Here is an 11,461-nt window from a genome sequence, read left to right on the forward strand (position 1 = left end):
CAACTGCACCCCGCCCGGCCCCGGCCAGCCCCGTCGCGGCGGTACCCCAACCGGAGTCCCCGATCCTCACCGCTCCCCTCAAGAACTCGTTCGACTACACGCGTTCGCTGGGCCCAGTGTTGAGTCAGTTCGCCCTCGCACTGCGCGACGGCCGCATCATCGGCTCGAAGAGCAGTGACGGCACGGTGTCGGTCCCGCCGGTCGAGTTCGATCCGGTCGGCGGCGCACCGATCACCGAACTCGTCGACGTCGCCACCACCGGCACCGTCACCGCGTGGTCATGGCAGCCGGAACCGCTGGCTGCCCAGCCGCTCGACAAGCCGTTCGCCTGGGCCCTGATCACGCTCGACGGTGCCGGTACATCGCTGCTGCACGCCGTCGCGGTGGACTCCCCCGCCGACATCTCCACCGGCCTGCGGGTGCACGCCGTCTGGAAAGCCGCTCGCGTCGGACGTATCGACGACATCGCGTACTTCGCCCCCGGCGAGACCGCGACAGAGGCACCCCCCAACGAAGCGGAGAACCCCGAGGGCGACCTCGTCGTCATCCCGACCCCCATCACCACCGAGATCGAGCACTCCGCCACCGAGGAGGAGTCCTGGTATCTGGAAGGCCTCAAGGCCGGCAAGCTCTACGGCACCCGGATCGGCTCCGGCGTCGACGCCGATCGCGTCTACTTCCCGCCCCGCAAGGTCAGCCCCGCCGACGGCGCGCAGGCCGTGGAGCGTGTCGAGTTGGCGCACACCGGGATCGTGACCACGTTCTGCATCGTCAACGTGCCGTTCCAGGGTCAGCGCATCAAGCCGCCGTACGTCGCGGCCTACGTTCTGCTCGACGGCACCGACATCCCGTTCCTCCACCTCATCCTGGATTGCGAGGCTACCGACGTCCGAATGGGCATGCGCGTCAAGGCCGTCTGGCTCCCGGAGGACGAGTGGGAGTACTCGATCGGCAACATCAGCCACTTCGCGCCGACAGGTGAACCCGACGCGGACTACGAGACCTACCGCGATCAGCTCTGATCGCACATCCGACCATCCATCCCTTGTGGACTAGGAGCACCTGTGACACTCCCACGGATCGCGATCATCGGGTTCGCACACAGCCCGAACGTCGTCGGGACCCACGGCACCACCAACGGTGTCGAGATGTTGATCCCCTGTTTCCAGAAGCTGTACGCCGACCTCGGCATCTCCCGGACCGACATCGACTTCTGGTGCAGCGGATCGTCTGATTACCTGGCCGGCCGGGCGTTCTCGTTCATCTCGGCGATCGACTCCATCGGCGCCATGCCGCCGATCAACGAATCCCACGTCGAGATGGACGGCGCCTGGGCGCTGTACGAGGCGTGGGTGAAGATCGCCACGGGCGAGGTCGATCTGGCACTCGCCTACGGGTTCGGCAAGTCCACCGCCGGCAACATGGACCAGACCCTCGCACTGCAGACCGACCCGTACACCGTCGGACCCCTGTGGCCTGACGCGCGATCACTCGGTGCCCTGCAGGCACGCGCCGGTCTCGACGCGGGCACCTGGACCGAGGCCGACATGGCCTCGGTCGCGGCCCGCACCACCGGCGACTCGCTCGACGACCTGCTCGCTGCCGACTACGTCGCGAATCCGTTGCGCGCCCACGACATCGCGCCGTACACCGATGCGGCCGCCGCGGTCATCATCGCGAGTGAACGACGCGCCCGCGAGCTCGTCGCGAACCCGGCGTTCGTGACCGGCTGGGACCATCGAATCGACACCCCTAACTTCGGGGCCCGTGATCTGACGGTGTCGCCATCGACCGCGCTCGCCGGCCGCACGGCGTTCGGCGACCGCAGCCGCGCCGTCGACGTCGCCGAGATCAACGCGGCGTTCACCCACCAGGAACTGATCATCCGCAACGCCCTGGAACTCCCCGATTCGGTGCGGATCAATCCATCCGGCGGGTCGCTGGCCGGCAACTCGCTGTTCTCCGCAGGACTGCAGCGAGTCGGCTATGCGGCCCACGAGATCCTGACCGGCAACGCCGGCACGGCAGTGGCCCACGCCACGAGCGGCCCACTGCTGCAACAGAACATGGTGGTCACCTTGGCAGGAGACGAGAACTGATGGCACACAACAACCGCGCGGCGGTCCTCGGCACCGGACAGACGAAGTACGTCGCCAAACGGCACGACGTGACCATGGCCGGCATGTGCCGTGAGGCCATCGACGCCGCGCTCGCCGACGCCAAGGTCTCGATCGACGACATCGACGCCATCGTCATCGGCAAGGCGCCCGATCTGTTCGAGGGCTCGATGATGCCCGAACTGGCGATGGCCGAGGCGATCGGCGCCGTCGGCAAGCGCATGATCCGCGTGCACACCGCCGGTTCGGTCGGTGGGTCAACCGCGAATGTCGCCGCCTCCCTGGTGTTCGCCGGTGTGCATCAGCGCGTGCTCGCGGTGGCCTGGGAAAAGCAGTCGGAGTCGAACGCCATGTGGGCGTTGTCGATTCCTGTGCCGTTCACCAAACCGGTGGGTGCCGGCGCGGGTGGGTTCTTCGCACCGCACGTCCGGTCCTACATCCGGCAGTCGGGCGCGCCGTCGCACATCGGCGCCATCGTCGCCGCCAAGGATCGCCGGAACGGATCGAAGAATCCGCTGGCACACCTGCAGCAGCCCGACATCACCAAGGAGAAGGTGATGGAGTCGCAGATGCTGTGGGATCCGATCCGCTACGACGAGACCTGCCCGTCGTCGGACGGCGCATGTGCGGTGGTGATCGGTGATGAGAAGACCGCGGACGCAGCGATCGCCGCCGGCGACCCGGTGGCCTGGATCCACGCGACCGCCATGCGCACCGAACCGTTGTCCTACGCCCACCGCAACGTCGTCAGTCCGCAGGCCGGACGCGACGCGGCGGCGGCGCTGTGGAAGGCCGGCGGGATCAGCAATCCCCTCGAGGAGGTCGACACCGCCGAGATCTATGTGCCGTTCTCCTGGTTCGAACCGATGTGGCTGGAGAACCTGGGCTTCGTCGCCGAGGGCGAGGGGTGGAAGCTCACCGAGGCCGGCGAGACCGAGATCGGCGGCCGTCTGCCGGTCAATGCCTCCGGCGGCGTGCTGTCGTCGAACCCGATCGGCGCATCCGGGATGATCCGTTTCGCCGAGGCCGCCATCCAGGTGATGGGTAAGGCCGACGCGCACCAGGTGCCCGACGCACGCAAGGCTCTCGGCCATGCCTACGGCGGCGGTTCCCAGTACTTCTCGATGTGGCTGGTGGGTGCCGACAAACCCGTCCACTAGCCCCGCGCCCGCCCTGGGTCGCGCCCACCACGGCGCCACCGCACCCGCCTCCCGAACGCGCCCAGCCACGGAGGCACCGCACCCGCCTCCCCAACGCGCCCAGCACGGAGGCTGACTGTGCCCAGAATTTCACCGACTGTGCCCACCCGCCCCCGACCGCAAGATCGGAGGAAAACCGTGGGCACAGTCGGTGAAATTCTGGGCACAGTCAGCGCGAAAGGCGACGCCGCGCGAAAGGCGACGCCGCGCAAGGGCGACGCCGCGCAAGGGCGACGCCGACGCCGCGCGAAAGGCGCCTCCGTGCTGGGCGCGTTCGGGAGGTAAGGTGCGGTGCGACGCGTGCGCTACCTCTCCGGCACAGCGCACGCGGCGCCGTCGGACATCCCGGTCGGGCGGACACCGAGCGCCTGGTTCAGTCGCGCACGCTGGTTCTCCCACGCCACCGTGGCGGCAAGTTCGGCGATCTGACGTCGAGAGAGCTGACGTGACAACTGATCTCGTCGTTCGGCGAGGTCGTCGCCGACGGCCGGGGTGATGGTCATCGCCTCGGCGTAGCCGATGACGAGTTTCTCCAGATCCGTGTAGGCGCCGCTGTCGCGAAAGCGTGGAAGGTCACGGATCTGTTGCTCGGTGACGCCCGCACCCCGGGCCAGCGCCGATCCGATATCAAGGCAGAACTCGCAACTGACGAGGCCCGCGGTCTTGAGTTCGGCGAGTTCCTTGAGTTTCGGGTCGAGTGCGTTGCTGAGCAGCAATGCCGTCTCGTAGACACCGGTGGCCGCGGCGATCGGCGGTCGTCGTCCGAGCCACCCGACCAGGTCACCGCGATGTCGCTTGGATGAGGCAAACGCCTTGCCGTAGCCACGGATTCGTTCGATTGCGCGCATCGCTCCACCTTTGCAGCCGACGAATGCGGGGAGAAATGCGTCCACCCCACCTCTCGTCTCTCACCTTCGTCGCTCCGAAGGTGGTTGACAAGAGATGGGGTGGATTCGTGATCGAGTTCTCAGGCCGGTCGAACCGAGTTGATCGTCTTCTCGACCTCCCAGAACGCACGGAGCGCGCTCAGTTTGCCGTCGGCGTCCGCGCGATAGGTGAACACGCCGTGCGCCTCGGAGATGTGTCCGGCGATGTGCGTGACGATCTTGCCGACGTAGGCGACCTCGTTGCCACAGATGATCTCGTCACCGAAGACGAACTCGATGCTCTCCGTCGTCGCGATCGACTTGTCCCAGAACTCCGCGATCTGTTCGTGTCCGCGGAATCCGTGTCCCTCGGGATCGAACATCGACGGCCCGACCGGATCCTCTACCGTCCCCTCTGCGGCAAAGTTCTCCACCCACGCCTGCTTGTCACGTGATGCGACGAGCTCTCGGGACCGTCGACCCGCCACCACCGCGGGATGGTTCTCGCGGTCGATGTTCAGGTAGGCGGGGGCGTCGTTGCCCAGACCTGTTTCCTGAGCGGTCATTTGGTGCCGTAGTCGACCTGGAGTTCCTTGACTCCGTTGATCCATCCGTGACGGAGACGGCGCGGCGCCGCCAGCCGGCTGATGTCGGGCACGAGGTCGGCGAGCGCATTGAACATCAGGTTGATCTCCATGCGCGCGAGGTTCGCGCCGATGCAGAAGTGCGCACCGTTGCCGCCGAAGCCGACGTGCGGGTTGGGATCGCGCAGGATGTTGAAGGAGAACGGATCGTCGAACACGTCCTCGTCGTAGTTGGCCGAGCCGTAGAACATGCCGACGCGCTGGCCCTCCTTGATGTCGATCCCGCCGATCTGGGTGTCGCGCTTGGCGGTGCGCTGGAAGGCGTTGACCGGGGTCGCCCACCGGACGATCTCGTCGACGGCCGTCGCCGGGCGCTCCTTCTTGAAGAGCTCCCACTGATCCGGATGCTCGAGGAACGCATTCATGCCGTGGCTGATCGCATTTCGCGTCGTCTCGTTGCCGGCGACGGTCAGCAGGATGAAGAAGAACCCGAACTCGGTCTCGTCGAGGGACTGACCGTCGATGTCGGCGTTGACCAAGGTCGAGACGATGTCCTCGACCGGATCCTTCCGCCGCGCCTCGGCCATCGTGTACCCGTAGCCCAGGATCTCGGCCGAGGCCATGGCGGGATCTTCGCCGAACTCCGGGTCGTCGTAGTTCATCATGTTGTTCGACCAGTCGAACAGTTTGCCGCGGTCTTCCTCCGGCACGCCGAGGAGGTCGGCGATGGCCAGCAGCGGCAGGTCGACGGCGACATCGTGGACGAAGTCGCCGCTCCCCTTCTCCGCCGCCTTGCTCACGATGGTGCGCGCCGCGTTGTCGAGCTTTTCCTCCAGCGAGTGCACCGCTCGTGGCGTGAAGGCCTTGGACACCAGCTTGCGCAGGCGGGTGTGATCCGGCGGATCATGGTTGATCAGCAGCGCCTTGGTGACGTCGAGCTGATCCTGACTCATGTCGTCCTCGAAGCGCATGATGACGCCATGGGTCGCGGTCGACCAGTCATCGTTGTTCTTCGAGATCTCCCGGATGTGGGCGTGCTTGGACACCACCCAGTACCCGCCATCATGGAAGCCCCCGCCCTTGCCGGGCAGCTGGGCATTCCACCAGACCGGAGCTGTCTTGCGCAGTTGAGCGAATTCTTCGACTGGGATGCCGTTCTCGAGCAGGTCCGGGTTGGTGAAGTCCCAACCCTCCTGCTCCATGAACGGAACATTTGCCGCAGCGCCCCCGATATCGGCGCCGGTCGTCGCACCCTGAGCCTGGGTCACGTCACACCACCTCGCTGTGAGATTAGAACCTGTTTCAATCTCATTAGAGCACATTGTGACCCGAATGACAGTCCTCAACGAGAACTTGTTCTAGTTTCGGTGCGCCCCGCCACTGACGACGTGCGGTGATGCTGCCAACATCCATTGTGACATGCCGCAGACGGGCCCGTTGATGCCCCTTTACCCGGCGCCACGAGCCATCGACGATCGCGTCCACGCCGCCACCGCCACCCACAGAACGTGTTCCGGTCCGCGACGGCCTCGCAGGTCACCCACCCGTGGACTCGGATGAGAACATGTTCTAGTTTGAGGATGACGACGTGACGTTTGATGACGGAGAACGAGGAGGAGCGCCATGGGCGTACCGGTGATCGTGGAAGCGGTTCGGACCCCGATCGGCAAGCGTGCCGGCTGGCTGTCGGGATTGCATGCCGAGGAACTGCTCGGCGCCGCCCAGCGGGGGCTGCTGGAGCGGGCGGGAATCGACACCTCCCTGGTCGAGCAGGTGATCGGCGGCTGCGTGACCCAGGCCGGTGCGCAGGCGGGCAACATCACGCGCAAGGCGTGGCTGTCGGCCGGGCTGCCCGATCAGACCGGCGCGACCACCATCGACTGTCAGTGCGGATCGGCGCAGCAGGCCAATCACCTCATCGCCGGACTCATCGCCTCCGACACCATCGACGTCGGTGTCGCATGCGGCGTCGAGATGATGTCGACGGTGCCCCTCGGCGCGAACGTCGGCACCGAGGCCGGGCCGTACCACGCGGACTCCTGGGACATCGACATGCCGAACCAGTTCCAGGCCGCCGAACGCATCGCGGAGCGGCGGGGCATCGGTCGCGCCGACGTCGACGCCCTCGGTGAACGCAGCCAGCGCCTGGCGAAGCAGGCCTGGGACGAGGGCCGATTCGACCGCGAGGTCCTCGCGCTCAAGGCCCCCGAGCGCACGAAGGAGGGCGAGTACACCGGCAACGTCCTCGACGTCAGTCGCGATCAGGGTCTGCGCACCACGACGCTCGAGTCGCTGGGCGGGCTCAAGCCGGTGATCGACGGTGGCATCCACACCGCCGGCACGTCGTCACAGATCTCCGACGGCGCGGCCGCCATCCTGATCATGGACGAATCGAAGGCCCGCGCGCTCGGACTGACGCCGCGAGCACGCATCCGCGCCCAGGCCCTCGTCGGCGCCGAACCGTACTACCATCTCGACGGCCCGGTGCAGGCGACCGAGCGGGTGCTCGACAAGTCCGGGATGGCCCTCTCGGACATCGACCTCGTGGAGATCAACGAGGCCTTCGCCTCCGTCGTCCTCAGCTGGGCTCAGGTCCACAAGGCCGACATGGATCGGGTGAACGTCAACGGCGGCGCGATCGCGCTCGGACATCCGGTGGGCTCCACCGGTTCCCGACTCATCACCACAGCACTGCACGAACTGGAGCGAACCGACGGTCAGACGGCCCTCATCACGATGTGCGCGGGCGGAGCGTTGTCCACCGGAACGATCATCGAGCGCATCTGATGCCGGTCATGGATCCCAATGCGAGGCCCGCCCAGCTGGGCTCGCCGACGGTGGCCGCGCTGATCAAGGTCGGTTCCCGACTCAACGCGAAGCTCTACCGCGCGACGGGCGGTCGGTTGGGCAACAGCTGGCGCGTCGGGTCCGGCTTCCGAAAGCCCGTCCCGGTCTGCCTGCTGACGACGACCGGTCGCAAGAGCGGCGAGCCACGGACCGCGCCCCTGCTCTATCTCCGCAAGGGTGAGACCTTCGTGCTCGTCGCGTCCCAGGGCGGACTTCCCAAGAACCCCGCCTGGTATCTGAACCTGACCGCGGATCCGGCGGTGAGCATCCAGGTCGGTAAAGACACCCATGATCTGGTGGCACGCACCGCATCCGACTCCGAACGTGCAGAGCTGTGGCCGGAGCTCGTCTCGCTCTACGCCGACTTCGACACCTATGCCGCGTGGACCGACCGTCAGATACCGGTCGTCATCTGCGAGCCGCGCTGACCGTCGGCGGCGCGGTCCGTCCTCGGCAACCCCCGGACGGCCGCGCCCACCCAGCGGTCGAGAAATCCCCGTAGCTCCGCGTCCGAGCGTGGTGGCTGACCGGGGTCGAGAACCATCGATTGCAGTGTCCGCAAGACGATTTCGATGATGTCCTCGATCTCGGCGAATCGATAGCCGGCGCCCACCCAGTCGACGTCCATCCGGTCGACCATCGACCGCGCGAACTGGCGCGCCATCTCCGACGTGATCTCGCCGACGACGGGCACGCTCAGCCGGTCGGCGCGTAACAACAGGCCGACGTATCTGTCGTCGGCGAGTTCATCGAGGCACACCGCGAGCCCTTCCACCACGGCCGCATCCGGGGCGGTGATACCCCGCAGCCTCGCCTCGATCCTTCCCAGCAACGCTCCCACGGCGTCCAGCGCTGTGGCGGAGAGCAATTCGTCGGTGCTGCGGAAGTACCGGTAGACGGTCTGCCGCGTGACCCCCAACGTGCGGGCGACGTCGGCGAGCCCGGTGCCCGACCCTTCCCGGTCGATCGTCTCGCGTGCCGCCGCGAGAATCCTGGCCACTGCGTCCTCGTCGTTGACCGGGACGTTGCCTCCCCAACCATGGGTGCGCATGTACGGCTCTACCCCTCACCGAATCCGATCGACCTCTTGGGACGCCAGCCTACCGGCGCTCCCCTATCGAGTCGGACATTTCGCCGACCATACGCATACGATCTCTGGTGTATGGTGTGGTGACAGCCGCCACATTCGGCGGACATGCGTCCCGGCCTCCAGAGCCGGATTCGAGGAGAGACGATGACCTCAGCAACCGGCGTCTGCCCGTTCAGTCCGAATTTCGACTTCACCGATCCCGACGTGCTGGAACAGGGCATCCCGTTGACCGAGTTCGCCCAGCTGCGCGCCACCGCCCCCGTCTGGTGGAACGCCCAGCCGGAAGGGACATCGGGTTTCACCGACGGCGGATTCTGGGTGATCTCCAAACACGCCCACGTCCGGGAGATCTCGAAGAACAGTCAACTGTGGTCGACGAACGCCAACGGAGCGATCATCCGGCTGCCCGACTACGTCACCGCGGACCAGATCGAGTTCACCAAGGCACTCCTGATCAATCACGATCCGCCCGAGCACACCCGGCTGCGCAAGATCATCTCGCGGATGTTCACCCCGCGGGCGGTAGCCACCCTCGAGGAGAACCTGACGGACTCGGCCCGGCGTATCGTCCGCGAGGCGGCCGAGAAGGACACCGGCAACTTCGTCGACGATGTCGCCATTCACCTTCCGCTCCAGGCGATCCTGGATCTGCTGGGCGTTCCGACGCCCGACCGCCCGCGATTACACGAGCTCGTCGACGCGATCATCAACAGCGACGATCCCGATCAGACGATCGATCCCACGACCGCCAACGCCGAGCTCCTCGGGTACGCCTACGCGATGGCCGAGGAGCGACGCAAGAATCCGACCGAGGACGTCGTCACCACCCTCGTCCAGGCCGACATCGACGGCGAGTCCCTCGATGAGCTCGAGTTCGGCTTCTTCGTCATCCTGCTCATCACAGCCGGCAACGAGACCACCCGCAACGCGACCACCCACGGGATGAACGCCTTCCTCGACAATCCGGACCAGTGGGAACTCTTCAAGCGCGAGCGACCCGCGACGACCAACGACGAGGTCCTGCGGTGGGCCTCGCCGGTGCACGCGTTCCAGCGCACCGCGCTCGCCGACACCAGGGTCGGCGACGTCGACATCGCCGCGGGGCAACGTGTCGGATTGTTCTACAGCTCCGCAAATTACGACGAGGACGTGTTCGCCGACCCGTTCACCTTCGACATCACCCGCGACCCGAATCCGCACCTCGCCTTCGGCGGCAACGGCGCGCACTTCTGCATCGGCGCCAACCTCGCCCGGCTCGAGCTGACCCTGATCTTCAACGCGATCGCGGATGTCCTGCCCGACATCGGCCGGCTCGGCGACATGCGCCGGGTCCGCTCGGGATGGCTCAACGGCGTCAAGGACCTACCCGTGCGCTACGGAGGTTGCCCGGTGGCCTGACGGTGTACGGTCATGTGACGTAGGACACATCCACGGAGTGGGCCGGCCGCCCGTGGGACCGCGGAGGACGCCATGACCGCATCGACCCACCACGCATTCGCCGCCATCGACTTCACCGATCCCGCCCTTCTCGAGCGTGGGCTGCCCCTGGCGGAGTTCGCCGAACGACGCGCCACTGCCCCCGTGTGGTGGAACCCGCAGGCCATCGGTCCGGCGTTCTTCGACGACGAGGGATTCTGGGTGATCAGCCGACATGCCGACATCAGGAAGATCTCGAAGGACACCGCCACCTGGTCGAACTGGGCCAAGGGCGCGGTCATGCGTATGCCGGAGTCGGCGACTCGCGAGCAGGTCGACGCCGGGCGCGCTTTTCTCCTGAACATGGACCCGCCCGAGCACACCCGGATGCGCAAGATCGTCTCTCGCATGTTCACACCGCGAGCGGTGGCCGCGCTGGAGGATCATCTACGCGAACATGCGCGCGACATCGTCTCCGCCGCAGCAGATCACGGTAGCGGGAACTTCGTCGAGGACATCGCGGTTCACCTGCCGTTGCGTGCCATCCTCGATCTGCTCGGCGTTCCGGAATCCGATCACGAACATCTGTGCGACCTCGCGGACTCGATGGTCAACCCCGACGACCCCGACAGCAAGTTCGATCCCTTCACGGCCCACATCGAGATGCTGGGCTATGCCCATGCGATGGCCGAGGACCGTCGCGCCCGTCCTCGCGACGACGTCGTGACCGTGCTGGTCCAGGCCGACGTCGACGGTCACGCGCTCAGCGAGATCGAGTTCGGATTCTTCGTGATCCTGCTCGTCATCGCCGGCAACGAGACCACCCGCAACGCGATCTCCCACGGCCTCGATGCTTTTCTCGACCGCGCCGATCAGTGGGAGTTGTATCGGCGTGAACGTCCGCCCACCGCAGTCGACGAGATCATCCGCTGGGCCACTCCGGTGCACTGCTTCCAGCGCACTGCTGCCGTCGACACGGAGGTCGGCGGCGTGCGGATCGCACAGGGTCAGCGGGTGGGCCTGTTCTACAGTTCGGCGAACTACGACGACACCGCTTTCGAGGATCCCTTCACATTCGACATCCTGCGCGACCCGAATCCACACCTGAGCTTCGGCGGCAACGGCGCACACTTCTGCATCGGGGCGAACCTCGCGCGCCTGGAGGTGCGCCTCCTGTTCGACACCCTCGCCGACCTCGTCCCGAACATCACCAAACTCGCCGAGCCCCAACGCGTCCGGTCCGGTTGGTTGAACGGGGTGAAGGAGTTGCGGGTCGACTACGGATCGAGGTCACGCCGCCCCTGAGGTACACGGCGCCAGCCGCTGTGTCTTATACACATCT

11 protein-coding genes are annotated in these 11,461 nt (G+C 66.4%); 7 read left to right on the top strand and 4 right to left on the bottom strand.

Translation table 11 applies throughout. From position 1 onward, the window contains the following. The 3 genes from EEB19_RS26120 to EEB19_RS26130 all read left to right on the top strand — a co-directional run. On the top strand, positions 1–1,022 hold a 1,022-nt coding region (locus EEB19_RS26120; protein WP_262365939.1), incomplete at its 5' end, for a Zn-ribbon domain-containing OB-fold protein. 42 nt (positions 1,023–1,064) lie between these two features. Then, positions 1,065–2,099, top strand: a complete 1,035-nt coding sequence (locus EEB19_RS26125; RefSeq protein ID WP_187590249.1) for a thiolase domain-containing protein — start codon at positions 1,065–1,067, stop codon at positions 2,097–2,099. Beyond that, positions 2,099–3,277, top strand: a complete 1,179-nt coding sequence (locus EEB19_RS26130) for a thiolase domain-containing protein (protein WP_187590250.1) — start codon at positions 2,099–2,101, stop codon at positions 3,275–3,277. The genes EEB19_RS26125 and EEB19_RS26130 overlap by 1 nt, the downstream gene beginning before the upstream one ends. Before the next feature lie 344 nt (positions 3,278–3,621). Here EEB19_RS26130 and EEB19_RS26135 read toward each other — a convergent pair whose 3' ends face one another. The 3 genes from EEB19_RS26135 to EEB19_RS26145 all read right to left on the bottom strand — a co-directional run bounded on the left by EEB19_RS26135 (position 3,622) and on the right by EEB19_RS26145 (position 5,968). Beyond that, complete coding sequence (locus tag EEB19_RS26135; RefSeq protein ID WP_187590251.1) at positions 3,622–4,164, bottom strand: carboxymuconolactone decarboxylase family protein; 543 nt, start codon at positions 4,162–4,164, stop codon at positions 3,622–3,624. Between the two features lie 119 nt (positions 4,165–4,283). After that, positions 4,284–4,748, bottom strand: a complete 465-nt coding sequence (locus tag EEB19_RS26140) for a nuclear transport factor 2 family protein (protein WP_187590252.1) — start codon at positions 4,746–4,748, stop codon at positions 4,284–4,286. Further along, the gene (locus tag EEB19_RS26145; RefSeq protein WP_262365940.1) at positions 4,745–5,968 is read right to left on the bottom strand and encodes a cytochrome P450; all 1,224 of its coding nucleotides are present in this window, start codon (positions 5,966–5,968) and stop codon (positions 4,745–4,747) included. The genes EEB19_RS26140 and EEB19_RS26145 overlap by 4 nt, the downstream gene beginning before the upstream one ends. A 421-nt stretch (positions 5,969–6,389) precedes the next feature. On the opposite strand from EEB19_RS26145, the gene EEB19_RS26150 reads away from it, so the two are divergent. Together EEB19_RS26150 and EEB19_RS26155 are read left to right on the top strand one after the other, a co-directional pair. Beyond that, positions 6,390–7,553: a steroid 3-ketoacyl-CoA thiolase gene (locus EEB19_RS26150; RefSeq protein WP_187590254.1), complete on the top strand. Its 1,164-nt coding sequence runs from the start codon at positions 6,390–6,392 to the stop codon at positions 7,551–7,553. Further along, a complete protein-coding gene (locus EEB19_RS26155; protein WP_187590255.1) occupies positions 7,553–8,041 on the top strand; it encodes a nitroreductase family deazaflavin-dependent oxidoreductase in 489 nt (162 codons plus the stop codon). The genes EEB19_RS26150 and EEB19_RS26155 overlap by 1 nt, the downstream gene beginning before the upstream one ends. Here the strand turns inward: EEB19_RS26155 and EEB19_RS26160 are convergent. Then, positions 8,008–8,664 carry a TetR/AcrR family transcriptional regulator gene (locus tag EEB19_RS26160; protein ID WP_187590256.1) on the bottom strand — a complete coding sequence of 219 codons (657 nt, stop codon included), beginning with the start codon at positions 8,662–8,664 and terminating at the stop codon, positions 8,008–8,010. The genes EEB19_RS26155 and EEB19_RS26160 overlap by 34 nt on opposite strands. A gap of 183 nt (positions 8,665–8,847) precedes the next feature. Here EEB19_RS26160 and EEB19_RS26165 point away from each other — a divergent pair, with 183 nt between their 5' ends. Both EEB19_RS26165 and EEB19_RS26170 read left to right on the top strand, forming a co-directional pair. Next, on the top strand, positions 8,848–10,101 hold the full coding sequence (locus EEB19_RS26165) for a cytochrome P450 (RefSeq protein ID WP_187590257.1): 1,254 nt from the start codon (positions 8,848–8,850) through the stop codon (positions 10,099–10,101). Positions 10,102–10,173: 72 nt separating this feature from the next. Then, positions 10,174–11,424, top strand: coding sequence for a cytochrome P450 (locus EEB19_RS26170; RefSeq protein WP_187590258.1), 1,251 nt, complete (start codon positions 10,174–10,176; stop codon positions 11,422–11,424). Positions 11,425–11,461 lie beyond the last annotated feature (37 nt).

It is taken from the genome of Gordonia sp. OPL2 (assembly GCF_003797825.1).
GTDB lineage: Bacteria > Actinomycetota > Actinomycetes > Mycobacteriales > Mycobacteriaceae > Gordonia.